Genomic DNA, 26,653 nt, shown 5'->3' with positions numbered 1-26,653 from the left:
CAATCAGGCTGAGGGTCTCTTACTTAAAGGCTGCGTGAATTACGCTTAAGATTTTTGACTTCGTTGAGAAGCTCTTGACGCTCAGAGTCATCGAGATTGTCGCTACCATCTAAACGACGTGCTCCGTCAAAACGTTTATCCCAATAGAGGCTGCCGAGATCATCCACTCGAACATTGGTACCTCTGGAAGGTGAGTGAATGAATTTGTTATCACCCACATAAATTCCAACATGAGAAAAAGTAAGGCGCATCGTATTAAAAAATACGAGATCGCCTGGTTGCAATTCTTCACGGGTAATCGGTTTACCAACACGGCTCATTTGCGTTGACTTACGCGGCAATAAGAATCCCAACTTATCTTTGAAGACATAGCCAACGAAGCTACTGCCATCTAATCCAGACTGCGGTAATTCTGTGTCCCAGCGATAGCGCACGCCAATAACTTCCATAGCGCGGTTAATTAATTCGTCTGACTTGCCAGTCACGGTATCGGCCAAGCGGTCTGATACTCGGGCAATGTAGGAGCGCCCTGCTTGGAACATACTTTCTTTGGGAACTACAGCATCCGCAGATGCCTCTACCGCCGTATCAACCGCATAGGCAGATACAGAGATGATGGCGCCTAAACCTAGGCCCAGTAGTTTCAAAAGAAGTGCTTTTTTCAATGACATCGGTTCAGTTTAACAAAGAACCCTCAATTAACCAAGTCTTCACTCTATGCTTAAGTCTTTGTTTATAATGATAAATTTGCTTTATATCGGGGCAAATGCACCAAATTAGCCCATTCAAGGGGGTTTTGATCTGCTATCTAAGTCAGCTCTGCAGCAGCAAATAGCTCTTTCGTATAGGTCTGACGAGGGTACTTAATCAGGGTTTCGGTATCACCAAATTCCACCACCTTGCCCCCTTTGAGAACCATCACCTCGTGAGACATTGCTCTAATAACTGCTAGATCGTGACTAATCATGAGATACGCCAAGTTGTACTTTTTTTGCAGCTCGGTTAACAAGGCAAGTACCTGTTTTTGAATAGAGACATCCAATGCCGAGGTGGGCTCATCTAATACCAAAATTTGTGGGCGCAAAATTAAGGCACGCGCAATCGCAATTCTCTGGCGCTGCCCTCCAGAAAATTCATGTGGGTAGCGCAGAAGCGCAGAACGATCTAAGCCCACCTCTTTGAGCATATCCACTAAACGTGTCTCACGTTCTGCAGTAGACAGTTTCGGAAAATGCACATCCAATCCCTCAGAAATAATCTGCAATACGTTCATGCGCGGTGACAGCGAGCCAAAGGGATCCTGAAAGATCACCTGCAAGCTAGAACGCATCGCACGTCGCTCAATAGGCTTGAGTTTTTGCCAATCGCTACCAAGCACATCAACATTGCCATTCACTTCTGCCATTGAATCACCTAGCAAGCCGAGTACAGCCATACCTAGGGTGGTTTTGCCAGAGCCAGACTCTCCAATCACACCAATGGTCTGACCTTGCTTTAGTTCAAAGCTCACTTTTTTCAATACTTTATGTGATGGCGCTTTTTTAAACCAGGAGACTGATTCTTCGCTCGGGTAAGCAACCGAGAGGCCCTCTGTTTTCAACAATACCGGAGCTAATGGCATCAGAGGTGCCAGATCGCGTACCGGCTCACTATTGACCAAGGCACGCGTATAAGGATCCTCTGGGCGCTCAAACACTTGTTTGGTTGGCCCAGCCTCCATCAAGTTACCTTGATTTAGGACAGCTACACGTTGTGCAAAATGCTTCACCAAATTGAGATCGTGGGTAATCAACAGAATGCCCATGCCACCATGATCTTTGGATTCTTCTTGGAGCTCTTTGAGTAAATCCAAGATTTGCAAACGCAAGCTCACGTCTAAAGCTGTCGTAGGCTCATCGGCAATCAGTAGCCGTGGCTTACATGCCAAAGCCATCGCAATCATGGCGCGCTGCCTTTGGCCACCCGAAAGTTGATGTGGATATGAATGAAAGCGGCGTTCAGGCTCTGGAATGCCCGTCTTTCTGAGTAGATCAATTGCAGCATCAATCGAATCCGCCTTAGAAATCAAAGGTTGATAGATTTGTACTGCCTCGATGATTTGATTACCAACAGTAAAGAGTGGGTTCAGAGCCGTCATCGGCTCCTGAAACACCATCGCAATCTCACGACCACGAATCTCCCGAATATCTTGGATAGACATCGAGAGCAAGTCCACCGTACCCTCCCCATCTTTTTTATTCCACAAAATCTTTCCAGAGACTTTGGCGCCCTCGGGCTCTAAACGTAATGGCGCCAATGCAGTCAGCGTCTTACCTGAGCCAGATTCCCCAACTAATGCCACACGCTCGCCAATGCCGATTTCTAAATCCAGATGATTGACTGCAAACTTTTCACGACGACCCGTTCCAAATGAAATACACAGATCTTCATAACGAAGCAAACTCATGAACGACCTCCGCTCATTACGCCAGCCTTGCGAGAATCAAAAGCATTACGCAATGCTTCACCCATAAAAGTTAATAGCAACAGAGTTGCGACCAAGACAACAAAGGTTGATAGAGAGATCCACCAGGCATCAAGATTGCTTTTGCCTTGAGAGAGTAGTTCACCCAAGCTTGGAGTACCTGGGGGTACACCCAAGCCTAAAAAGTCCAAGCTGGTTAACGACAAAATGGCGGCACTCATGCGAAATGGCAAAAAGGTAATCACTGGTGTCAAGCTATTAGGCAGAATGTGACGCCACATGATTTGCAAATTGGTTAAACCCAATGCTCTTGCTGCACGCACATATTCCAGGGCGCGATTGCGGAAAAATTCTGCACGGACGTAATCTGATAGGCCCATCCAACCAAAAGCGGCTAACAAAATAATCAGTAGGGAAACACTGGGATTAAAGATTGAGGCAAAAATGATGAGCAAGTACAGCTCTGGCATAGCTGACCAGATTTCTATCAGGCGCTGCGAGACTAGGTCAAACTTTCCTCCAAAGAAGCCCATTAAGGATCCAGTGATGATGCCCACACTCACGCCAACGATCGTTAGTGCAAGACCAAAAAGAATAGATAAGCGAAAACCATAGATCAGGCGAGCCAAAACATCGCGCCCACGATCATCGGTCCCTAACCAGTTCTCCCATGATGGTGGTGCTGGATTAGGCACTTGTGAAAAATAATTGAGCGTCTCATAGCTATAGTGAATCGGCGGGTAGATTGCCCAGTTTCCATTACTAGTAATGTTCTGACGAATATCGGGATCTAAGAAATCAGTTGGAGTCGCAAAGTCACCACCAAAAACAGTTTCTGGCTGACTCTTCACAATCGGAAAATAGAAATGGCCTTCATAGCGCACCACCAAAGGCTTATCATTCGCAATCAATTCAGCGCACATCGATAAGCCAAAGAGGATCATGAAGATCCATAAGCTTACATACCCTATACGACTATTTTTGAAGCGCTGCCAACGACTCATGAGCCGCCTCCTGCACCAAACTGAATGCGTGGGTCTACATAAACATAGCAAAGATCAGAGATTAACTTGGTGAATAGGCCAATCAGAGTGAATAAATACAGAGTGCCGAAAACTACTGGGTAGTCACGACGCATTACAGACTCGTACGAAAGCAAACCGAGTCCGTCTAATGAGAATAGTGTTTCGATCAATAGTGAGCCAGTAAAGAATGCGCCGATAAATGCGGCCGGAAAACCCGTTACTAAGGGCAAGAGTGCGTTACGGAATACATGCTTCCATAGCACTTGCTTTTCAGTAAGGCCCTTTGCGCGCGCAGTCAAAACATACTGCTTACGAATCTCTTCCAAAAAAGAGTTCTTAGTCAACATCGTGACTACGGCGAAACTACCCAAAACAGAGGCGGTAATCGGCAACACTAAATGCCACAAGTAATCCATGACTTTGCCAACCAAACTCAGATCACTCCAATTATCTGAAGTGAGGCCTCGTAGCGGGAATAACTGCAAGAAACTGCCTCCGCCAAAAAGCACCAGCAATAAGACACCCAATACAAAACCAGGAATCGCATAACCCACCAAGATCATGCTGCTGGTTACGGCATCAAAACGTGAACCATCGCGCACTGCTTTAGCTATTCCCAAGGGTATGGAAACTAAATACGTGATGAAGAAGGTCCATAGTCCAATGCTGATCGAGACCGGCAACTTAGAGACCACTAAAGTCCAAACGCTTTCGTGCTGGTAATAGCTTTGACCCAAGTCGAATCTGGCAAAGCGGCCTAACATCATGAAATAGCGTTCAAGTGGTGGCTTATCGAAACCATATAACGCTTTCACCTCCTCTAGGCGCTGTGCATCCACACCTTGACGGCCGCGATAGGTTGATCCGGACCCAGAGGACTCGGAGCCGCCTGTTGCAGCGCCACCCTTCCCTTTTAGTTCCAATACCATTTGCTCTACTGGACCACCAGGAACAAATTGCACTACTGCGAAGGTAAGCGTTAATACTCCCAAGATGGTAGGAATCATCAAGAGCAAACGTTTAAAAATATAAGCGCGCATTTGACCTTGCATTATTTGACCTCTTCTTTCCACCAATTTTGCATGATCCATGTCTCGGCCGAGTAATACAAAGGAGGTTCTGGATAACGCATCTCGTGGCGGAAGGCAACACGATGCGTTGGGTTATACCACTGCGGCACAACGTAATAACTATTCCACAGAACTCTGTCTAGGGCTCTCGTTGCGGTTCTTAACTGTTCCCGATTTTGTGCTCTGGTAATTTCATCAATCAAAGCATCCACCACAGGAGACTGCACACCAATCACATTATCAGAGCCTTTTTCTTTAGCAGCCTGACTGCCAAAGCGATCCCAGAGTTCATTGCCTGGATTTTGGGAGTCCTGAAATCTGACGGTGGTCATATCAAAGTCGTATTCATTCATGCGCTTTTGATGCAAAGCAAAGTCGCTAGTCCTAATATCTACCTCCACTCCCAGCTTCTCTAAGTTGCGTACATAAGCAGAAATCACTCTCAAGAAGAACCCGCCATCTTCCACAATCTCAAAACGAAATGGCTCACCCTTTTCATTGCGTAATGCACCGTCACGATATTGCCAGCCGGCATGAAGAAGGAGCTCACGGGCTTTCTTTAAGTTCTGGCGTAGGCTGCCGGGCGGCTTAGTTGATGGCGCCGCAGGCATTGGCTCAAAGACGGCATCCGGAACCCACTGTGGGTATTTTGCTTTTAAGGGCTTAAGTAGCTTTAGCTCTAACTCTGTAGGTTTGCGAGGGCCGTCAAAGTTGGCACTCAAATCACTGTTGGTGAAATAACTATTGATACGGCTGTACTGATCAAAAAATATTTGGCGATTAAGCCATTCAAAGTCAAGCGCATAACCTAAGGCTTCGCGCACACGCGCATCTTTAAAAATAGGACGTCGCACATTCATGGCAAAACCTTGCATGCCAGCGCCATTGTGATTTAGGAATGCTTTCTTTAAGAGAACACCTTGATCAAACTTAGAGCCAACATACCCTTTAGCCCATATCTTGGCGCGATACTCAACCAGAGCATCAAACTCCCCTGCTTTAAAGGCTTCTAACCTAACAGCATCATCGCTATAGAGCTTATATAGAACACGATCAAAGTTATAAAAGCCAACGCGGACATTTAATGGTTTACCGAGTTGATCAGCCCAATAGTTTGGGTTCTTTTTATAAACAATCGATTTACCTGCTTTAAAAGATTCAATCAAGTAAGGCCCACTACCGACTGGCATTTCAAAGGCAAGCTTCTCAAATGGAATCACCGTTCCATCAGCTTGCTTACCCCAGTTCCGTGAGAACACTGGAAATGTCCCCGCCAAAATAGGTAGTTCAGTATTGTCATTCTTAAAGTCGAAGCGGATGGATCGTTCAGACAAAACAACCGCTTCTTTAATATCCGCAAAAGTAGTTTTATAACGCGGATGCGCTTTACCACTCATCAAGGTATCAAAACTATATTTAACGTCAGCAGCCAAGACTGGACTGCCATCTGAAAATTTTGCCTCTGATCGAAGATGGAAGGTAACCGACTTGTGATCTTTGGCCACCTGAATATCGTCTGCCAATAAACCGTAAATACTAGAGACCTCATCCGCACTTCCTTCGGCCAAGGACTCAAACATCAATTCAATACCGGGAGCAGTGATACCTCTCAGGGTAAATGGATTAAATTTATCAAAGCTCGTTCTTTGCCCCGGGTTTGGCAAGACCAGGGTTCCACCCCGGGGAGCATTGGGATTAACGTAATCAAAATGGGCAAATCCATCAGGATATTTAGGCTTGCCGTATTGCGCAATCCCCTGTCCTGCCAGAGCGATATTGGCCCCTAGCCCCGCTAGCAGGGCTAGCAGCAATAAATAGGCAATTTGTCGAATGGGCTTTAAGGTGGACATATATGCAACAATTGTAGATAGCTAATCATATTTGAAGTAAAGGACACAACATGGGCTTTCTCACCGGCAAAAAAATCCTCATTACCGGCCTCCTCTCTAATCGCTCTATTGCCTATGGCATAGCCAAGGCCTGCCACCGCGAAGGTGCCGAACTAGCCTTTACCTATGTAGGTGAGCGCTTTAAGGACCGTATCGTTGATTTTGCAAAAGAATTCAATACCGAACTGATTTTTGACTGCGATGTGGGCAGCGACGAACAAATCAGCGCCCTTTTTAAGGATTTAGCTAAATCCTGGCCCCAATTTGATGGTTTTGTACACGCGATTGGCTTTGCCCCACGCGAAGCAATTGCTGGCGATTTTTTGGAAGGTCTTTCTCGTGAAGGCTTCAAGATTGCTCATGATATTTCTGCCTACAGCTTCCCAGCAATGGCAAAAGAAGCACTCCCAATGTTGCGTGATAAATCTTCATTGCTCACATTAACTTATTTAGGATCCATGAAGAATGTTCCTAACTACAACACTATGGGTTTAGCAAAAGCATCGCTTGAAGCATCCGTTCGCTACCTCGCTGGCTCAGTTGGCCCTAAAGGCATTCGCGCTAACGGCATCTCTGCTGGCCCAATTAAAACTCTAGCGGCTTCTGGCATTAAAGGTTTTGGCAAGATTTTGCAAGCGGTTGAGGAAACTGCCCCACTGCGTCGTAATGTGACCATTGATGATGTGGGCAATACTGCTGCATTCTTATTGTCTGACTTAGCCAATGGCATCACCGCTGAAATCATTTACGTTGACAACGGCTTTAGTCAAGTAGTTGGCGGAATGGATGAAGTTTGAGTATTTCGCTGCGCGAGGCCCTGAAGTTTTGGGCTAAGCTAGGCTTTATCAGTTTTGGTGGGCCCGCAGGACAGATTGCCGTTCTTCACCAAGAGTTAGTTGAAAAGCGTCGCTGGATTTCTGAGCGGCGCTTTTTGCATGCTCTGAACTACTGCATGCTATTACCAGGGCCCGAGGCCCAACAGCTAGTAACCTATATTGGTTGGCTCATGCACCGCAGCTGGGGCGGCATCCTAGCGGGTACGCTCTTTGTGTTGCCCTCCTTATTCATTTTGATTGGCTTGTCATGGGTATACCTCACCTTCGGACAAGTTCCTTGGATTGCAGCCATCTTTTTTGGTATCAAGCCTGCAGTGACTGCGATCGTATTGCACGCTGCAGTGCGAATTGGTAAACGCACAATTCATAACCAAGCACTTCAATGGATCGCCCTTGGATCTTTTTTAGCCATCTTTATTCTGAATCTCGCTTTTCCCATCATCGTGCTCATTGCGGCAGCAATCGGTTACTGGGGTGGCAAACGCTATCCAGAATATTTCCAACAAGCTGGTGGGCATAGTACGAAAGAAGCAAAACAATTTGATAACGCCATCATTGATGACGACACCCCTACTCCCGAGCACGCCAAATTTACTTATTCAAAAACGATACGCCATAGTGGTGTTGCGCTTGCTTGCTGGCTAGCCCCTATTGGTGCGCTAGTAGCAATCTTTGGCTGGAAAACCTTATACCCAAATATCGCATGGTTCTTTACCAAAGCCGCCCTTCTGACTTTTGGTGGCGCTTATGCTGTGCTTCCATATGTATATCAAGGAGCAGTCGAGCACTTTCATTGGCTCAGCGCCAATCAAATGATTGATGGTTTGGCGCTGGGTGAAGCAACGCCAGGCCCGCTGATCATGGTGGTAGCCTTTGTTGGCTACCTTGCAGGACATATTCAATATCTGATTGGCAACAGCAACCCATTTTGGTTTGGAGTGCTAGGCGCTTGCGTTGCTACTTGGTTTACTTTTTTACCCTCCTTCTTTTTTATCTTGGTGGGCGGTCCGTTAATTGAGTCAACCCATGGCAAGCTAGGATTTACAGCATCACTAACCGCAATCACAGCAGCAGTGGTTGGCGTCATCGCTAATCTAGGCCTCTTCTTTGCTTATCACGTCTTTTTACCAAGAGGCTTTGGCGGATCTATCTCTTGGATCTCGATTTTGATCTGCGGTTTAGCTGGTTTGGCTTTATTTAAGTTTCAAAAGGGTGTTCTTTCAGTATTGGGCGGTTCAGCCTTGGCTGGATTGCTCTTCTATTACATCTCTATTTTGATAGGGTGAGTTTTTTCACAAGATTGGCATAATGGAACTTATGCGAATCGAATCTCAAACTATCACCCACCTGCAAGAATGGCTTGGTAAAACCGAGTCTCTCCAAGACACCGTCACAGCAGCCCCTGTGCGAGCACTATCCGCAACTTTGGATCGCAATGATGCTGCACCAAGTAAGGGGACTTTTTTACCTGAGCTATGGCACTGGTTGTATTTTCTGCCCCACGCCCGCGAATCCGAAATCGGACCTGATGGTCATCCAAAACGTGGTGGCTTTCTTCCGCCGGTGCCACTACCTCGTCGTATGTGGGCAGGTAGCCGCATTGAATGGCTAAAACCACTTGCTGTTGGCGACGAGATTGAACGCGTTTCCACGATTGAGTCCGTAAGCCATAAAGCAGGTCGCACAGGCGACTTAATTTTCGTATTGGTCAATCACAAAATCTCTAACCAGAACGGTCTAGCGATTATTGAAGAGCATGACATTGTGTATCGCGATGCGCCAGGGCCAGACGATAAACCTGTTACCCCTACTGCCGCACCGACGGATGCTAAATGGAGCAAAGCAATTACGCCTGATGACGTACTTCTATTTCGTTATTCAGCATTAACTTTTAATGGCCATCGAATTCACTATGATCGCAAATATGTTACTGAAGTTGAGGGCTATCCAGGCCTCATTGTTCACGGCCCCTTGATTGCGACTCTATTAGTTGATTTAGTGCGTCAAAGTATTCCAGGATGCAAGCTTAAGAGTTTTGAGTTCCGCGCGATACGCCCTACTTTTGATATCAATATCTTTAAAGTCAATGCCAAGCCGGATCTAGAAAATGATCCGAGTGGAAAAACTATTTCCATTTGGGCAGAGGATCATGAAGGTTGGCTCACTATGCAAGCCACTGCTGTTCTAGCCTAATCACAAGAAGGTTTACTGATGACCACTCAACACCTTTCTCGTGAGCTAGCTAGCTTTGCGGCCAATTTACAAGCTGCAGACATTCCAAGTAATGTCATGAACCGTGCTGAAGACCTATTAGTCGATTGGTTTGGTTCCGCTATTGCTGGCAGAGGCTCGCGCCCAGTGGAGCTCATTACTCAGTTTGCACAAAATATGGGTGGGTTTAATGCAACACACGCTGGCCCCTCTGAAGTTTTAATTTCTCGCAAAACTTCTAGCCCCTTTTTAGCGGCTATGGCTAATGCTGCAGCATCACATGTTGCAGAACAAGACGACGTCCACAATGGCTCAGTCTTTCATCCGGCCACCGTAGTATTTCCACCTGCACTTGCTTGTGCGCAAGCCATTGGTGCATCTGGTGAAGATTTATTAGTTGCTGCAGTAGCAGGCTACGAGGTAGGCATTCGGGTTGGTGAATTTTTAGGTCGCTCTCATTACAAAGTGTTTCATACCACTGGAACGGCCGGCACATTAGCTGCAGCTGCGGCAGTTGGTCGCCTACTGAAACTCAATTCAGAACAAATGCTCCATGCCTTTGGTTCAGCGGGCACGCAGTCAGCCGGCCTCTGGGAGTTTCTGCGTGATGCCGCAGATTCCAAACAATTGCATACGGCCCATGCGGCCTCCACTGGCTTAATGTCCGCCTATATTGCACAAGCTGGCTTTACAGGCGCTGAACATATCCTGGAAGGCAAGCAGGGATTAGCGGCAGGCATGTCAAGCGATAGTCGCCCCAGTAAATTGGTTGATCGTTTAGGTACCCGCTGGGCTTTAGCAGAAACTAGCTTTAAGTATTACGCCTCCTGCCGTCACACTCACCCTGCTGCTGACGCTCTACTGCAAGTCATGCTGGCAAACAAACTATCTCCTAGCGATATTGCGAAAGTAGAAACCTTGGTTCACCAAGGCGCTATTGATGTATTAGGCCCAGTAACTGACCCTACTACCATTCATCAGTCCAAGTTCTCTATGGGAACGGTGCTCGCTTTAGTTGCACACTACCAATTTGCTGGCTTACAAGAATTTGATCGGCACTTTCATGATGATGCAATCTGCGCCTTCCGTGAGCGCGTCTCGATGACGCTAGATCCTGAGGTAGATGGCGCCTATCCGCAACGTTGGATTGGCAAAGTCAAAGTTCACTTGAACAATGGGCAAATTCTGGAGGGTCGGGTGGATGAACCTAAAGGCGACCCTGGTAATACCCTATCTCGCGCAGAGATTACCGATAAAGCAATGCGCTTAGCAGCATTTAGAGGGGGTGCTAGCCCAACAGAGATGAGCAAAGCAATTGATCTCTTGTGGAATATCCGCAAACAAGCCAAGATAAGCTTTCTACTGCCGTCCACATAAGCAAATCTACTATTCGCCCCCTTATTTTTTTAGGTTGATATGAACCCACTTGATACGCCGCTAGGCTTTAGCACTAATTTTCTATTTGTACCGGGCACTTATCCTGAACGTTTTATGAAAGCCCTCGATAGTGGCGCTAGCGGCGTTGTCTTGGATCTAGAAGATGCCGTTGCAGAGGAAGATAAAGAGAATGCACGTGACGCCATTCGTACAGCATGGCCTAGCTTTAGCCCTGAGCAAAAGAAGCGTCTAGTCATTCGCACAAATTCACCTGGTAGTAAATTTTATTCGGCCGACCTAATTCTTGCGCAACAACTTGAAGTTGCCTGCCTATTAATTCCCAAGAGTGAATCGCTCGACCAAATTAATGGCGCCGCCCTCATACTTCCTAATACCGCAATTATTCCCATGATTGAAACGGCAATTGGGCTGGATAAACTAAAAGAAATTGCAAACTCCAATCAGGTGATTCGCCTTGCTTTGGGTAATTTAGATCTACAAGCGGATCTAGGCATGGTCTGTGATCTTCAAGAAACGGAATTGCAAACAGCACGTTTCCAGATCGTTTTAGCATCACGACTTGCACAGATTGCCCCTCCTATTGATGGAGTTACACCATCCACTGACGACATTGAGCGCATTACCGATGACGCAGAGCGTGCAAAACGTATGGGTTTTGGTGGAAAACTCTGTATTCACCCAAAACAAGTGGCTATCGTCATCAAGGCATTTATCCCAACTGAAGAAGATCTGGCCTGGGCCCAACGGGTTATTGAGGCAGATATGACCTCCAAGGGCAGTGCAGTAAAGCTCGATGGCCGCATGATAGATCGCCCAGTTGTGTTGCTGGCTAAAAGAACCCTGGCTATTGCTGGTAAACACTAAGAGTTTCCTCTGTCTAAAGAGTTGCAAAACTGGCAAAATAACTCTGAGTTGTTTTGCACTCATATAATTTTTATAACTACTACTAGAGACAAAAATGAAATTACGTAAATCACTATTTGCCGGTTTCTGTGCAATCGCTACCCTAGGATTTATTGCAGGTAATGCGTTAGCCGCAGATCCCTATCCAAATAAGCCCGTCACATTGGTTGTGCCGTTTGCTGCTGGCGGACCTACAGACGCTGTTGCTCGTCTGATTGCCGTGCCGATGGGTAAAGAATTGGGCCAAACCGTTATTGTTGAAAACACTGTTGGTGCTGGTGGCACCATTGCAGCCACCCGTGTTGCGCGCTCCGCTCCAGATGGTTATATGATTTTCATTCATCACATGGGTATGGCTACCGCACCGGCTTTGTATAAAAAATTGAACTTTGATCCAATGAAGGACTTTGAATACATCGGCCAAGTCGTGGATGTACCAATGGTACTTTTGGGTCGCAAGAACTTCCCACCAAACAACTTTAAAGAATTAGAGGCTTACATCAAGGCCAATAAGGATAAAGTGACGCTGGCAAACGCTGGTCCTGGTGCGGTATCTCAGTTATGTGGCCTTTTATTTATGTCGCGCGAAGGCGTGGAATTAACAACCGTTCCCTACAAAGGAACTGGCCCTGCATTAACCGATTTGCTTGGCGGCCAGGTTGACCTACTCTGCGATCAGACCACACAGACTGTTCCCTATATTAAAGATGGTTTAGTAAAAGCCTATGGTGTTACCACACCAAAACGCCTGCCAGCCTTACCAAATATCCCTACCTTGGATGAGCAAGGCCTTAAAGGCTTTGATGTCAAAGTTTGGCATGGTATGTATGTCTCTAAAGGCACGCCTCCTGCAGTCGTCGCTAAAATCAATAAGGCGCTTAACGTTGCTTTGAATGACCCTGAAGTAAAGGCTCGTTTAGCAGAGTCCAATATTGAAATTGTTTCACCAGCCAAGAGAACTCCAAAAGGCTTGCAAGAACATCTTGAGGCTGAGATTAATAAATGGGGTCCTGTAATTCGCAAGGCTGGAGCCTATGCGGATTAAGGGCTTACCTTAGAAATAAAAAAGCCAGCATCTCGCTGGCTTTTTTATTGTGCTGAGTTCTTATTTACAGGGGTAATTATCAGTAAAGAAACGCACTAAAGTTTTAGCTGCTTTCTCTTTATTAAACTGAGGGTTTGTCTTGGACCACGCCAGGAACTTTTGCAAGACCTCATTACGAGTCTCGCTCTTATTTGCAAAGCAAATGGCTGGCTTGGCGTCTGGACGACGATTCGCTAAGTATCCCTGATACACTCCTTCGCCAAAGCCAAAACAAAAACTGCGGCCTTGCTCATCATCAGGATTTTTACAGAGCTCAACAAATGCAGCAGTACTAGCATCATCTGCTGGGAGATCCTTCTGCGCAAATGCAGTTGGGGCAAAGGACAGGATGGATGCAATAACTACGAATGTTGCTATGAATGTTTTCATGATTCTTTCTCTCAATAAAGGTTAACGCCTAAAACCGCTCATGTGGCCACCGCCAAATCCACTCATGTGGCCGCCACCACCGCCACCACCAAACCCACCCATATGGCCACCGCCAAATCCACCATCTCGCCCACCGTTATCAAAGCTACGTGAGCGATCTTGATTGCCATCAAAGCGGGCTTGATCTCGCAAAGCGTTTTCTTGAGCGGCCTCGCGATAGATATTGGGATTAGATCTATCCATCTGGGCATCATTGCGTGCTTCTTGATTTAAACGTGCTGCTTGATTTCTTTCTTCAGGAGTTGCATCTTTCTGAAAAGCATTGTTAGCGCGTTGACCATCCATTCTGGCCGCCTGCCTCTCGCCTGGAGTGGCGTTATTTTTCCAATCGTTTAGTAAGCGCTGTTGGTTAGCAATGTTTGCTGGTCCGATAATTGCCCGAGAAGGTACACGCCCTGAGGCATTAATTGTTGTGGAATTAATCGTGCCATTGTTCCAATTGGGGGATGACCAGAAAGCATCTCCGATCGCAAAGCCTAGGCCAAAAGTCATCAGACCCCAAGCAGGGTCATAGACAGGATATGGTGGGTACTCTGGATAGGGCCATGATCCATAAACAACTGTTGGACTATAACTTGGAACGTAAACCACTTTTGTATTAGCCGGGCTAATCAAGACGTTACCACCCGCATCGGTAGTGACAGTAATTTGCCTATTAGACTTAAGGTTACCAGCTTTGATAGCCATTTTTCTAAGGATTTGAACCGCTTGCATTGTGTCAGCAGCCTGGAGCTTATAAGCATTGCCAAGATTCTGGGTCCACTGTAATTTGCTGCCCATCATATTGAATGCTTCTGGGAACGATATTAAGGATTTCACGCTGTCGTTCCAACTTTGTGCCTTGAGCGCATTTAGTAGATCGTCGCCCTTCAATGAAGCATTGCTAGTGCGCCAGTTATAGGCCTCAGCAACTTCTAAGGGGTACGTTGAGGCTAGAAGCATCAGCGAGAGCAAGGAGTCGGGATATAGCGCTATTGGCGAAACTAAGGACTGCAATTGCTCTGAAGAAATAGTTTGTGGGCCTGCGTTATAGCTTGAATCCTGGGTATAGCCAGGACTACCAGATCCGCCACTTTGCATATAACCCTGAGGATAATAGTAGCCACTTGATTGATACGGTCCAGGATTCATAACGCATCCATTCAGAAGAGATCCTAAAGCGATCGATGCCAGCGTTAGCAATCCAACTTTTGCATTCTGCGCAGGAATAGTTTTTTGACTTGTCCGCTTCATATCCGCCTCAATATTGTTCTAAATAAATAGCTCACTAGATTTAACCCACTCTACTACTTTGCAATGCTTTGGGCATTAGCCCGGTCTAAATAAGTATCCAGAGCGAGCTTTATCTCTACGCCTTCTATAGATGGCCCCTATAAGAGCAAACAGAGCCCAAATAGCCAAGAATGGGTCAAGCAAGTAATCCCAAAGGTTGGCCGACTCATGCCAGTGGACTGTCCAAGCCAGAATGGCGATAGCAATAATCCATATACCCTTCGTCCAGCCTGCCAAGCCACACACTAGGGCAAAAAATAGGGCCCCAATTAAGAATGCTATGGATCCATAGCCCCATGCATAAGGGTCGATCATTCCCAAGCCCAAGGCAAATGGATAAAAACATAGGGAGATGATTGCCACGGAAAATTTGAAAGCAATTGGCGTAGGCTTATTGGCTGGTAGCAATGAGCTCCACAACAATAAAGTCAGCACGATGCTCAGATCACCAGTCAAGCCGCGTACATAAGCCACCAAGGGTAAATTCATACCAAATGGCCAAAACAGAATATTTCCCATCAGAAGGACTAAAAATACTTTTATAGCAAATGGAAAAGGATTTGAAGAAAACTTTTGCAAGATCCAAATACCCACTACCGCACAAGAAATAGACAATTCAATCAAAGCTATGATTTGCATGAGCTGATTCATTGCTGCACCTCCTGATGAGCCGGATCTGCTTCAGCGCTGTTTATTTGTTGATGGGCCTGTCTTAGCCAAGCACCAGAAAAATAACGATGCCGAATTTTCTTACGATCCCAGGTGTAAACCAAATGCGCATCGTCACCGTCTACGGTGATTAAGTAAGGGTATGAGAATTCTTTACGTTGAGCCTCAGGTAAAGTCTCATCATCCTCTAATACTTCAACGGTTTGCCACTGCCCAGATTTGACATCGCTCATCAATAAGACCAGGCGATAGCGCCCATTTTCAATATTATTTAAAACCAAAATACGAGCGCCATTTTTTAACATGAGTCCTGCAACCGCAGAATTCGGATTTGCTATTGCCAAATCTTCTGAATGTTGCCATGTTTGACCCGCATCTTGGGTATGGGCGACCGGAATTTGCTTTGGTAGGCTTGAGCTGCGCGTTTGTCGAAAATAAGCGCTAGCATCTTGCGTGTCATTGACAAATACAAGTGGCTGAATCGCACCGCGCCCAGAGCTCATACGACGTTTATCGATTACTTGACCTGCCTCTATTCTTAGAAACTCGCCAAAACGCCCTATCCATTCATGATAGGCAGGCAAGCCTAGTAGGTCATCAGCGAACATCACATTAGGGGATTTCACGAGGGTACTTAAATTCAGTAACGGGGAGCTAATAAGGCGTTGCGGCTTACTCCATGTCAAACCTTCATCATTCGAAGTTATGGCAGAAATTGAACTGCCCGCCCAACCGCCAATAGAGACGGTGACGAAGAACAATTGCAGACGACCATCAGCTAATCTGGCTGGTACAGGATTGCCTAACTTAGCGATATAACGTGAAAGCCCCTTCTCTGCGCTAATGCGATCTATCACAACAGTGGGCGCACTCCAGCTAGAAGACTTCGGGTCATATACGGAGCTATAGATCGATACATCAGCAGCACCTTCGCGACTACCGGCAAACCAAAACGCTCTCACTTCACCATCCTTGAGGGCAATCATTGAAGCTGCATGGACTGAGGCAGCACCAGTATCAGGAAGCCAATGTGATTGAGGCGCGGGGATGTTGATCTTGATGGGACTTTTTGTCTTCGTTACTGCAGTCTCATCCAGAACTTCATCTACCCGGAAAGAAGGAGTCGCAAATGGCGCCCATACTGGGCGACTATCAATGTGCAGAAAGCCAATCACTGCAGCAAGCAACAAAAAACAAAGGGCAATGACACGACTCATCTACAAACATCCTTTAAGTTCGATAAATCTGGGTTTGCTACCGGTGTAGAGATCAGGTATTCATTAACGAATAAATGCTTGCCAATTTTCCCCATCATCATCTCCTGAATTTCTTCGTTTGAGTGACGTGCCCTCATCTCCATTCTTTGCCCAACAATCTGACAAGACTCACAGATTGCTGGCAGAGAACCTAACGGGGTATGCACTGCTACCAGGGGATAGGTAGAGGTAAGGGTTGCGACTTCAGCAGCATCCTTAGCCAAATAACCATGCAGCTTTGCACCCGGTAGCAATAATCGATACTCCTCATCCTTGGCTCGATAGTCACAAGGAATCCAAACATCCTTGCCTTGCAACTGAGTAATCGTTTCTGCCGAGTAGCGCCCTAAGCGCCCTTCTAATGGAGCAAGACTACTAGTCAGCCCGCAATAAACCAAAAAGCAGGCTGCCAAAGAAATGGTTTTGGTAAAACGTTGATTCAGTAAACCCAGCAAGACCAGCAGTATTCCTGATGCCATGAGGATCCAATGACAATAGGAGTATGTCCATGCGCCAGCATCACCCATAAATTGTGAGAACTGAAGGTTGATACCAATCCATAGCAAGAGCGATAACACCAGTAATTGCAAAAGCAAAGCAATGCGAAAGCCCCATAAAGGCAACTTATCCCAATATAAGGCAATTAGCACCGCAAAGGCTGGCATCACTGGTAAAAGGTAGCGACCTGAACGCTGACTAGGTAGACTGAATACAATGAAGAACGCTGCTATCAACAGCAGCAATAGAACCTCTTCTAAATTCAGAAAGCGACGTGCACGCCAGCATTGCATCAAGCTCGATATCAACACAAAGCTAAATAAGCCAGCATTAGTAATCGTCGTCAAAATTAAAAGCCAAATACTGTCGCCACCGCGCAGCAAATCCATGAAATAACTAGACCGGCGTGCAGCAAACTTACCGGCATTCTCGCCCAGTACAAACTCTTTCCAAACAGCTTCTGGATAAGGGTCCATGGCAAACCACAAGGCAAATACGCCCAGGGCAAGTACAGCGATCAGGATTAACTTATATAGGTCGCGGATAAGTACCTGAGGAATACTCCACTGCCGCCAGCGCCAGTAATACAGCCCCAAAGCAAAAGTAGCAGGAAAGATGTAGGCAAAAGATTTTGCAAATAGTGCAAAGCCAAAACAAACCCCCGCCATCAATGGGAAAAAGAATTTAGATTCAAATGCACTTTTACCCCAATACAAAATCGCCATAAATGGTAGCGATATCCAAAATACTTCCGGAGGATCTGCTAAGAATGGTCGACCATAGCGATAGGTTGCAAAAAAGGAGAGCCAAACTAATGCTGCCAATATTCCAGTTTGCGTTTTTCCACTGAAACGTTGGACTGCTAAAAATAAGAAAAATGCTGTGAGTCCGGTATATAGAACACTGGGCCAACGCAAATTTGCCAAACTCCATTCACTTGCCCAATTCGTACTAGCAATACCTTGCCAAAATATCAGTGGTGGCTTGGTATTTTTGATGCCATCCATTTCAGACCGCAACGGCAGCCATTGGCTCGACTCCGCCGTCATACGCACAATATGCATATAGGGGTACTCATCACCGTTTTTTGGTGCAAATCGGCTATCCAAACCATAAAGGTAGGTAAATACACCTAAAAGGAGTATCAATAAGGCGGAACGGTAAGAAAATGAAATTCTCATACCCGTAGTTTATAGGGCTTATAGAAAATTCCAACAAAACACATCAGGCCCGTATTTTCGAATGAGCTTATGAAAAATGAATCTGAGGTAAGCGCTACTTTTTAAGGATTTCTTGATTAAGATACTCATAAAGCAATAAACCTATGAGTCAAAAAAAATAATTTGAATGGAGAAAAACCGCATGCGAGCACTGTTTTCAAGACCCGCAATCGTAGTATCGACATACATTGGATTGTGGCTATGGAGCAGTCTTTCTTTAGCGCAAAATCCAGATGCAAGCAATTTATATAAACGCAGCCTTGCAGCAACCTGCGCCAATTGTCATGGCACTGAAGGAAACGGTGTTATTGATAGCAACATCCCACTCATCAACAATCTCACTCATACACAAATATTAGAAAAATTGATGGCTTATAAATCTGGCTCATTAGAAGGCACTATCATGCCGCAGCTGACCAAGGGCTATACCGAAGAACAGCTCAATACCATTGCCAATCAACTTGGCAAGAACTAATAAGGAAGCCCATCATGGATCGTCGACACTTTATTGGTCAGAGCACCGCCGCACTTGGTTTGATGGCAGGCTTTTCTGGTCAAGCCCACGCAAATTTACAAAAGGCAGAAATCATCGTGATTGGCGGAGGGTATGGTGGCGCTACTGCTGCTAAATATTTACGCCTGTTTTCCAACAATACCGCCAAGGTGACGTTGATTGAGCCTAATGCTGCTTTTGTTTCCTGCCCACTATCTAATTTAGTTGTAGGTGGCTCACGCACAATATCTGAAATCACGACCCCTTATGACAATCTGAGCAAGCGTCATGGCGTGAAGATCATTCAAGACAGCGTCTCCAGCATCGACCCCGATAAAAAAACAGTTAAGCTTGCCTCTGGGAAAACCTTGCGTTATGACAAAGCGATCGTCTCACCTGGCGTTACCTTAATCATGAATAGTATTGAAGGACTGGCTCAAGCCAATAAAGCAGGCGTTACCCTCCAGGCCTGGAAAGCGGGTCCTGAAACTACCGCCTTACATAAACAACTCGCCTCCATGCGTGATGGTGGCACTTTTGCCATTAGTATTCCGGAAGCACCGTATCGCTGCCCTCCCGGTCCTTATGAGCGAGCCTGCCAGGTAGCAAACTATCTTAAGCACCACAAGCCTAAGTCTAAAGTTCTCATTTTGGATGCTAACCAAGATGTCACTTCAAAAGGTGCGCTCTTTAAGAAGGTGTGGGCAGAACAGTACTCAGGATTGATTGAGTATTTACCCAAATACAATGTCACCGCCGTGGATGCAAAAACAAAAACTTTGAAATTTGAAGTCCAGGACGATATTAAGGCGGATGTTTTAAATATCCTACCGGCGATGAGCGCAGGTGAGATTGCCGTCAAAACTGGGTTAGCAAATTCCAATGGCCGCTGGGTTAATGTAAATTACCTCAACTTTGAATCTACTGCACAAAAAGACATTCATGTCTTGGGTGACTCGATTCAAGTAGCGCCAGCAATGCCTAAGTCAGGGCACATGGCCAATCAACACGCCAAAGTGGCGGCTGCGGCGATTGTGGCCGAACTCAGTAATTGGGAAGTTAATCCAGCGCCAGTAGTAAACAATACTTGCTACAGTTTTGTGAACGAACGAGAAGTGATTCACGTGGCAAGCGTTCATCAATACAGTGCTACTAAGAAAACTTTTGAACCTGTTCATGGTGCAGGAGGGCTATCTCCAGCACCCTCAACTCTTGAAGGGGTATACGCCTGGGGCTGGGCTCATAACATCTGGGCTGATAGCTTGGGCTAGAGCCTTTACCCTTAATAAAAAAGAGACCTTCGAGTCTCTTTTTTATTGATCAGGACATCAAGACGATAGCCGATGCCGTCTACGCCGACTAATAATTATGAAAATAATGGCAATCACTGGCGCCGCTATAGCAGCAATAATCTCAGGGTGAATATCGAGACCTGCCTCTTTCCCGCCTTTGACAATGTATGCCAATAAACTCACAGCATAATAAGTTAGCACCAGCACCGATAAACTCTCGACCGTTTCTTGAAGTCTTAACTGTAATCTGGCCCGTTGATCCATACTAGCTAGTAATTTTTGCGTTTGCTCCTCGTTTACAAACTCAATTCGAGTTCTTAGGGTTTGCGTTGTTCTGGAGATACGATCAGATAATTCTCGTAAACGTCGCTGAGTCCAAATGCATGTTCCCATAGCTGGCTGAAAACGCCGATCCATAAACTCGGACAATGTTTGCACCCCTGGGATAGATGACTCATTTAAGCCTATTAAATTCTTTGATAGAAGCTGACTATAGGCTTCAGAAGCAGTAAATCGAAGTCCATACCCAGAGATCCATTGCTCAATACGAGAAGCTAAGCGAGAAAGCTCTTCTAGAAAAATCCCATCTTTTTCCGTATTCACACCGGCCTCACCTTGTAACTGCGATATCTTTTCAGACAAGGCGGCTAACTCAGACTCTGCCTCTCTTAATGGCAAAGAAAGGCTTTTAGCTACCGGAAAAGAAATCATGGCAACCATACGGTATGTTTCTGCTTCTGCTAACGCCCTAGCGATTCGCCCTAGCTGTCTTGAGCCCATCCCCTCATGCGGGATGAAAAAAGAAATGAATCCATCCTGATCAAGTTGTAAGTCGGTCCATAACTGAGCCTTTTTACTAGAAAAGATGTGGCTACCTAAAACGGTATTGCCGCTAAAAATTTCGGACACTTCTTGCGCCTCTATAAATAGTGGGCGATGCTCAAAAACTAAATCTAAAGCAGAAATTCTTTGGCCGCCAGCCTCAGAGATGATCGGGCAACCTAGATCCTTAAAAAGTAAATCTAACTCGCGCTCATTTTCCAATCTAGACTTGAGCAAAGGTTCTTTCACCTTCGACTTGTTGTGAAAAATTACCGCAATGGTTGCGAATTCTCCGTGCAACTCCCACTTCACCAGCACTCTTTCGGGCTCTGGCGCTAACCGCAAGATCATAAAAGAGTGGTCATCTGTATTTGGAGGACGTCCTAAGGCATTGCCTAATTTTTGCACCCACTGGATTTGTTGCTGACGAGAGGCGGCATCCAATAAAAAGGATTGGGATATCACCCTTTCATTTGGCCACAGTGGGATTGGAGGACGTGCATGAACCTCTTCATGCAAGACTGCTCTAGAGGGATGGTCGTAAGGTCTCATAAAAGGGTATAAATTTCTAAGTTATTACGATCATATACCCAGATTTATAAGCTAATAAGGCGCCATAAATCTAATAGCGCATATTGCCAGAGCCTAGGTCAAAAACTTCATCAAATTGATAGGGGTGTACGCCCCTATTCAAGCAATTACGCACGTAATCAATACTGGCTCGCAAGGCATAGTAGTCGCCAGACAGGCGCTTAGAAACTTTAATATTTAAAGCTTGATACTCAAGTAAGTTAAGCCTCTTTAGATACTCATCCCGCTGTTGACCGTCAAACCCATTCAGTAATTCTTGCTCCAAAGATTTCAAAGAGCTGTATAAGCGATTAATCTTATTTTGCATGCGCTTAGTGCGATAACTTGGCAAAGACTGCAAAATTGGATAGCCTAAAATACAGAATGGGAGAAACACGAATACCAGACGGCTAATTAGCTCTGCAATCCAAAAGGGGAAATAAGCCGCCAATAAAGGATAATTATTTTTCTCGTAATGAACTGCAACTGGGCTTTCAGTTACTCCGGAGTCCTTGAAGGATGGAAACTCCCCTCGTTCGGCAAAGAAGGACGCCTTGCCATTAATTTCTCTGGCAGCCTCAAGAAACAGAAATTGAATAGCCGGATGCATACGATCATCAATCAATAAATTGGTAGTTGTGGCGAGCAACTTCATATCAGTTGGCGGAAAGTTACGCGGCAAACTAAAGGCTCCCTGGGGTACGTTAAGGATATGTAGATAGGAAATTAACTTAGCAAAAGCCTCTGCCCGTTTAAAGGTCACTAGATGCACACTCGGATCCTGCAACAAGACCTGGACATTTGGGGCCTCATAAGCATCCACGATAAAAATTCCATCGATTTCACCTGCCTGCAGCGCTTTAACTGCGTCACTTCCAGAAAGATTGAGAACTTGCACTCCTTTTTCGTAGCCGGCGGCTTTCAGTATTTTGGTTGACTGAGCATAGGTACCGCTACCCTCAATTCCTACGGAAATCTTTTTACTAACAAAATGTCGCATTACAACGCCAATAGAATCCGACTCGGCAGACTTCAGCTCCGGACCACGATAAAAAAACCAAATAGGATCATAGGCAATTGCACCCAAGGATTTAATCCCCTTGGCTTCATTAGCGGAATCAATACCGGCTTGAACGAATGCCGCTTGTAAAGGGTCATTACGATCCGATAGCCGATCTAAATTTTCTTGCGCTCCCATAGTGCGAACAAGCTCTAGAGTGACACCTTTTTTCTTGAAAAATTCCACATATTTTTTCCCAAGCACTTCATAGGAGCCACCAGGCGATCCGGTCGCCAACATAACGTGTCTTGGTGGGGGTGGATCTGCATACAACCAGATGCCAATAAGGATTAACAAAAGAAGGGTTAGAAGCGGCCAGGTCTCCCTCAGAAATTGCGTAAAGTCATCCCACTTCTCCTGAGCGCTCTCAGAAAATCCCAAGAATGTTTCATGAATGTCTTGTTTAAAGCTTCCCATGCGCTACCAATCGGCAAATATCATTAAAGATAATGATAATAGGCTTATTCTGATTCTTTCAATTGGTCTTTTAACACCCCTAAAAATATGATAAATCTTAGAAAATCCCAGGATCGCGGCTATGCCGACCATGGCTGGCTTAAAAGCTTTCACTCCTTCTCATTTGCGGGCTACCATGACCCCCGCTTTATGGGCTGGGGGAATCTGCGTGTTATCAATGAAGATCGCGTAGCTGCTGGCATGGGCTTTGGCAAGCATGGTCATCGCAATATGGAAATCATTAGCTATGTTTTATCAGGGGAGCTCGCCCATCAAGACAGCATGGGAAACGTCGAAGGCATTCCCCCTGGGGATGTCCAGCGTATGAGTGCGGGCAGTGGAGTCACTCATAGTGAATTCAATCACGCCAAAGATCAAACTACGCATTTTTTACAGATCTGGATAGAGCCCAATGTCTTGGAAATTGACCCCAGCTACGAGCAGAAAACCATTCCCGCCATTGAAAAATCTGGGAAGTTGCGCATCATCGCATCCCCTACTGGAAATGATGGGGCCGTCAAGATTCATGCTGATGCCAAGATTTACGCTGGGGTTTTTAACAACTCTCAATCAGCCTGTCTTGAGCTTGATATAAATCGTAAAGCTTATGTTCACCTGATCCGCGGATCGCTCATGATTAATAATCAAAAATTGACCGGTGGAGATGCCCTGATGATCGAGAATGAACCTTCTTTACAAATAAGCGATGGAGTAGATGCAGAAGTGCTTTTTTTTGACTTGAGTCATTAAGTATTACTTTGCAACTGCTTACGATCATATATCGCCCATAATTCTTAAAGATCATGATTGAAACTTCTGAAAAAAAACTCGCTGGCCCGATTATTCGTCTTCACTCGAATGACAATATTGTGGTTGCCAGGGTTGATGTTGGAATTGGTGTTGAAGTCTCTAGCGAGAATTTTACAAGTCGCAGCCAAGTACCTGCTGGCTACAAAATTGCCACCAAAAAGATCCTCAAGGGCGAGCCAATTCTGAAATACAACGTTACGGTAGGTTTTGCAAATACCGATATTGAACCCGGCACAATGGTACATAGTCACAATACCGAGTTTCGCGAGTTTGATCGTGACTATGCTTACGCCAGCGAATATAAGCCGACCCAATTGTTGCCCGAAGCTCAACGAGCTACCTTCCAGGGCTACGTCAGACCCAATGGAAAAGTAGGAACACGTAATTACATCGGCATCTTGTCGACAGTAAACTGTTCAGCAACTGTTGTGAACAAAATTGCAGACTGGTTTACCCCCGAAAGATTGAAAGATTTTCCCAATGTAGACGGCGTTGTGGCGTTTAGTCATGACATCGGCTGCGGCATGGAAATGAGTGGTGAGCCAATGCAATTGCTTCGCCGTACTATGGCTGGGTATGCTCGTCACCCCAACCTAGCAGCCGCTCTAATTGTGGGTCTCGGTTGTGAGCGTAATCAACTAAAAGGCTTGATGGAGCAAGAAGACCTGGCCGAAGGAAATACTCTGCATACCTTTATCATGCAAGAATCGGGCGGCACGCGCAAAACCATTGAGGCAGGTATCGAAGCTGTCAAAGCACTTTTGCCTGCAGCCAATCAAGCAAAACGGCAAACAGTGTCGGCAAGTCACCTGACGGTTGGCTTACAGTGTGGCGGTTCCGATGGCTTCTCTTCAATTACAGCCAATCCCGCACTAGGTGCCGCGATTGATATTTTGTCCCGCCATGGTGGCACTGGAATTCTTTCGGAAACTCCAGAGATTTATGGTGTAGAGCATACCCTTACCCGCCGCGCTGTTAGCAAAGAAGTGGGTGAAAAGCTCATTAAACGAATTCGCTGGTGGAAGGATGAATACTCTGTTGGTAGAGATGTGCAAATTAACGGGCAAGTAAGTCCCGGCAATCAAATTGGTGGTTTAGCGAATATTTTTGAGAAGTCCCTAGGCTCCTCCATGAAGGGTGGCACTGGCCCCCTAATGGAAGTCTATAAATATGCCGAGCCAGTGAGCACTAAAGGCTTTGTATTTATGGATACCCCGGGATTTGATCCCGTATCCGCCACCGGCCAGATCGCTGGCGGCGCCAATCTGATTGCTTTTACTACCGGCCGTGGATCCATGTTCGGCTCTAAGCCTGCCCCCTGCATCAAACTAGCTACCAATACGCCAATGTATCAGCGCCTCACTGAAGATATGGACATTAATTGCGGTGAGATTTTGGATGGAACCGTCTCCGTTCAGGAGATGGGACAACGGATCTTTGAGTTATTTCTGCGAACTGCCTCAGGAGAGGTCTCCAAAAGTGAACTTCTTGGCCTGGGAGATTATGAATTTGTTCCCTGGCAAATTGGGGTAATGAGCTAAGAGAACTGTAGAATTAATCCTATTAGCTCAACCCAGACAGAAAACGAACTGAAACAGGCTTATGAAATTTAGGGATTACTACGAAACTCTTGGCGTAGCTCGTGGCGCCACTGAAGCTGAGATTAAATCAGCCTATCGCAAGATGGCGCGTAAGTTCCATCCAGATGTCAATAAAGAACCTGGTGCTGAAGAGCAGTTCAAGCAAATCGGCGAAGCTTATGCCGTTTTAAAAGACACTGAGAAACGTGCGGCATACGATCGCTTTGGCGAGAACTGGAAAAGCGGTCAAGACTTTACCCCTCCGCCAAATTGGAATGAAGGCTTTGAATATTCTGATAGCGGCTATGGTGGCAGTCACCCGGGTTATGGTAGTGGCTTTGAGGGCGATCAAAGTGAGTTCTTTGAATCTCTGTTCGGTCGCGGCAAACATCGCCAAGGTGGTCGTGGTGGCAATCCTCGCCAGGGTATGAATCTCAAAGGCCAAGATCATCACGCCAAAATTTTGATTGATCTCGCTGATGCCTATAACGGGGCTAAGCGCACTATTGCATTGCATATGCCCGTGCAAGATGCGAGCGGCCACGTCAGCACCCAAGAACGCAAGTTAGACGTCAGCATCCCTAAAGGCATTAAGGCTGGCCAAAATCTGCGACTCTCTGGACAAGGTGGTCCTGGTGTTGGCGAGGGCCCAGCTGGTGACTTCTATCTCGAAATTGAATTTCATCCTAACGCTATTTATCGTGTAGAAGGTAAAGATGTCTTCATCGACATTCCTTTAGCTCCCTGGGAGGCGGCACTGGGAACAACTGTTAAGGTGCCCACACCAGCTGGCAGCACTTTGGAATTAAAGATCCCCGCAGGAACTGTTGCTGGTCGTAAGATGCGCCTCAAAGGTAAAGGCATACCAAGCTCAGAGCCAGGTGATTTATATGCCGTACCTTCTATCGCCCTGCCACCTGCTGATATTGAATCACAAAAAGAAGCCTATCAAATATTTGAAAAGGCTTTTGATTTCAATCCTAGATCTCACTTGAAGGGATGATGAATATGACGCAAACTAATATTACCTGGATTGAAGGTACAGTTGTAGAGAATGAAGTGCACATGACAATTGTTGAACTTTCTCATGCATCACGTACACCAGAAGATCTCATCATGACCTGGGTATCTGAAGGTGTTTTAAGTCCAGCAGGCTCATCACCTCAGGATTGGCGCTTTAGTGGCGACTCTTTGCGAAGAGCAAAAACCGCTGCACACCTCACCCATGATCTCGAGTTGAATGTGCCTGGAGTTGCCTTAGCATTGGACTTGCTTGATGAAATCGCCCAGTTGCGCGCTCGTTTACCGCGCGACTAGGTTATAGC

General features: G+C 46.0%; 24 protein-coding genes. 12 read left to right on the top strand and 12 right to left on the bottom strand.

The genetic code is table 11. The features are described from left to right. Nucleotides 1-23 precede the first annotated feature (23 nt). The 5 genes from ICE90_RS08080 to ICE90_RS08060 form a co-directional block, all read right to left on the bottom strand. Nucleotides 24-671: a C40 family peptidase gene (locus ICE90_RS08080; protein WP_215320128.1), complete on the bottom strand. Its 648-nt coding sequence runs from the start codon at nucleotides 669-671 to the stop codon at nucleotides 24-26. 137 nt (nucleotides 672-808) lie between these two features. Further along, nucleotides 809-2,446 (bottom strand): ABC transporter ATP-binding protein, encoded by a 1,638-nt coding sequence (locus ICE90_RS08075; RefSeq protein WP_216191898.1) that lies wholly within the window; start codon nucleotides 2,444-2,446, stop codon nucleotides 809-811. Further along, entirely contained in the window at nucleotides 2,443-3,468 is a 1,026-nt protein-coding gene (locus tag ICE90_RS08070; RefSeq protein ID WP_215320132.1) for an ABC transporter permease, read from the bottom strand. The genes ICE90_RS08075 and ICE90_RS08070 overlap by 4 nt, the downstream gene beginning before the upstream one ends. After that, entirely contained in the window at nucleotides 3,465-4,529 is a 1,065-nt protein-coding gene (locus tag ICE90_RS08065; protein WP_215322324.1) for a microcin C ABC transporter permease YejB, read from the bottom strand. Before ICE90_RS08065 ends, ICE90_RS08070 begins: the two co-directional genes overlap by 4 nt. A gap of 11 nt (nucleotides 4,530-4,540) precedes the next feature. Next, nucleotides 4,541-6,409, bottom strand: coding sequence for an extracellular solute-binding protein (locus ICE90_RS08060; protein ID WP_216191896.1), 1,869 nt, complete (start codon nucleotides 6,407-6,409; stop codon nucleotides 4,541-4,543). Nucleotides 6,410-6,459: 50 nt separating this feature from the next. Between ICE90_RS08060 and fabI the strand changes: the two genes are divergently transcribed. The 6 genes from fabI to ICE90_RS08030 all read left to right on the top strand — a co-directional run bounded on the left by fabI (nucleotide 6,460) and on the right by ICE90_RS08030 (nucleotide 12,841). Beyond that, entirely contained in the window at nucleotides 6,460-7,245 is a 786-nt protein-coding gene (fabI, locus tag ICE90_RS08055; RefSeq protein ID WP_072583474.1) for an enoyl-ACP reductase FabI, read from the top strand. After that, on the top strand, nucleotides 7,242-8,570 hold the full coding sequence (gene chrA / locus ICE90_RS08050; RefSeq protein WP_216191893.1) for a chromate efflux transporter: 1,329 nt from the start codon (nucleotides 7,242-7,244) through the stop codon (nucleotides 8,568-8,570). The genes fabI and chrA overlap by 4 nt, the downstream gene beginning before the upstream one ends. A gap of 22 nt (nucleotides 8,571-8,592) precedes the next feature. Further along, complete coding sequence (locus tag ICE90_RS08045; RefSeq protein ID WP_216191891.1) at nucleotides 8,593-9,477, top strand: MaoC family dehydratase N-terminal domain-containing protein; 885 nt, start codon at nucleotides 8,593-8,595, stop codon at nucleotides 9,475-9,477. Nucleotides 9,478-9,495: 18 nt separating this feature from the next. Next, a complete protein-coding gene (locus ICE90_RS08040) occupies nucleotides 9,496-10,872 on the top strand; it encodes an MmgE/PrpD family protein (RefSeq protein ID WP_216191888.1) in 1,377 nt (458 codons plus the stop codon). Between the two features lie 39 nt (nucleotides 10,873-10,911). Continuing rightward, on the top strand, nucleotides 10,912-11,757 hold the full coding sequence (locus ICE90_RS08035) for a CoA ester lyase (protein WP_216191886.1): 846 nt from the start codon (nucleotides 10,912-10,914) through the stop codon (nucleotides 11,755-11,757). A gap of 94 nt (nucleotides 11,758-11,851) precedes the next feature. Then, a complete protein-coding gene (locus tag ICE90_RS08030) occupies nucleotides 11,852-12,841 on the top strand; it encodes a tripartite tricarboxylate transporter substrate binding protein BugD (RefSeq protein WP_215320145.1) in 990 nt (329 codons plus the stop codon). Nucleotides 12,842-12,901: 60 nt separating this feature from the next. On the opposite strand, the gene ICE90_RS08025 is transcribed toward ICE90_RS08030, so the two are convergent. From ICE90_RS08025 to ICE90_RS08005, 5 genes are all read right to left on the bottom strand, one after another. Beyond that, entirely contained in the window at nucleotides 12,902-13,270 is a 369-nt protein-coding gene (locus ICE90_RS08025; protein WP_216191884.1) for a Rap1a/Tai family immunity protein, read from the bottom strand. A 21-nt stretch (nucleotides 13,271-13,291) separates the two neighbouring features. After that, the gene (locus tag ICE90_RS08020) at nucleotides 13,292-14,563 is read right to left on the bottom strand and encodes a DUF3300 domain-containing protein (protein WP_216191882.1); all 1,272 of its coding nucleotides are present in this window, start codon (nucleotides 14,561-14,563) and stop codon (nucleotides 13,292-13,294) included. Nucleotides 14,564-14,638: 75 nt separating this feature from the next. After that, complete coding sequence (locus tag ICE90_RS08015) at nucleotides 14,639-15,241, bottom strand: hypothetical protein (RefSeq protein ID WP_255533336.1); 603 nt, start codon at nucleotides 15,239-15,241, stop codon at nucleotides 14,639-14,641. Between the two features lie 8 nt (nucleotides 15,242-15,249). After that, entirely contained in the window at nucleotides 15,250-16,488 is a 1,239-nt protein-coding gene (locus ICE90_RS08010; protein ID WP_216191879.1) for an exo-alpha-sialidase, read from the bottom strand. Further along, nucleotides 16,485-18,206, bottom strand: coding sequence for a glycosyltransferase family 39 protein (locus tag ICE90_RS08005; protein WP_216191877.1), 1,722 nt, complete (start codon nucleotides 18,204-18,206; stop codon nucleotides 16,485-16,487). The genes ICE90_RS08010 and ICE90_RS08005 overlap by 4 nt, the downstream gene beginning before the upstream one ends. Before the next feature lie 181 nt (nucleotides 18,207-18,387). Between ICE90_RS08005 and ICE90_RS08000 the strand changes: the two genes are divergently transcribed. Next, nucleotides 18,388-18,720 carry a hypothetical protein gene (locus tag ICE90_RS08000; RefSeq protein WP_255533335.1) on the top strand — a complete coding sequence of 111 codons (333 nt, stop codon included), beginning with the start codon at nucleotides 18,388-18,390 and terminating at the stop codon, nucleotides 18,718-18,720. A gap of 14 nt (nucleotides 18,721-18,734) precedes the next feature. Further along, entirely contained in the window at nucleotides 18,735-20,009 is a 1,275-nt protein-coding gene (locus tag ICE90_RS07995; protein ID WP_215320157.1) for an NAD(P)/FAD-dependent oxidoreductase, read from the top strand. Between the two features lie 57 nt (nucleotides 20,010-20,066). On the opposite strand, the gene ICE90_RS07990 is transcribed toward ICE90_RS07995, so the two are convergent. Both ICE90_RS07990 and ICE90_RS07985 read right to left on the bottom strand, forming a co-directional pair. Then, nucleotides 20,067-21,404, bottom strand: a complete 1,338-nt coding sequence (locus ICE90_RS07990; protein WP_215320159.1) for a DUF3422 domain-containing protein — start codon at nucleotides 21,402-21,404, stop codon at nucleotides 20,067-20,069. A gap of 70 nt (nucleotides 21,405-21,474) precedes the next feature. Next, nucleotides 21,475-22,899 (bottom strand): TAXI family TRAP transporter solute-binding subunit, encoded by a 1,425-nt coding sequence (locus ICE90_RS07985; RefSeq protein WP_216191875.1) that lies wholly within the window; start codon nucleotides 22,897-22,899, stop codon nucleotides 21,475-21,477. Nucleotides 22,900-22,986: 87 nt separating this feature from the next. Between ICE90_RS07985 and ICE90_RS07980 the strand changes: the two genes are divergently transcribed. The 4 genes from ICE90_RS07980 to ICE90_RS07965 all read left to right on the top strand — a co-directional run bounded on the left by ICE90_RS07980 (nucleotide 22,987) and on the right by ICE90_RS07965 (nucleotide 26,645). Continuing rightward, complete coding sequence (locus tag ICE90_RS07980) at nucleotides 22,987-23,688, top strand: pirin family protein (RefSeq protein ID WP_216191873.1); 702 nt, start codon at nucleotides 22,987-22,989, stop codon at nucleotides 23,686-23,688. Nucleotides 23,689-23,741: 53 nt separating this feature from the next. Beyond that, the gene (locus ICE90_RS07975; protein WP_216191871.1) at nucleotides 23,742-25,289 is read left to right on the top strand and encodes a UxaA family hydrolase; all 1,548 of its coding nucleotides are present in this window, start codon (nucleotides 23,742-23,744) and stop codon (nucleotides 25,287-25,289) included. Between the two features lie 61 nt (nucleotides 25,290-25,350). Beyond that, nucleotides 25,351-26,331 carry a DnaJ C-terminal domain-containing protein gene (locus tag ICE90_RS07970; protein ID WP_216191870.1) on the top strand — a complete coding sequence of 327 codons (981 nt, stop codon included), beginning with the start codon at nucleotides 25,351-25,353 and terminating at the stop codon, nucleotides 26,329-26,331. A gap of 5 nt (nucleotides 26,332-26,336) precedes the next feature. After that, nucleotides 26,337-26,645, top strand: a complete 309-nt coding sequence (locus tag ICE90_RS07965; protein WP_216154899.1) for a chaperone modulator CbpM — start codon at nucleotides 26,337-26,339, stop codon at nucleotides 26,643-26,645. Nucleotides 26,646-26,653: the final 8 nt, after the last annotated feature.

It is taken from the genome of Polynucleobacter sp. AP-RePozz3-80-G7, from assembly GCF_018882145.1.
GTDB lineage: Bacteria > Pseudomonadota > Gammaproteobacteria > Burkholderiales > Burkholderiaceae > Polynucleobacter.
This window is presented reverse-complemented; position numbering and strand designations above follow the sequence as displayed.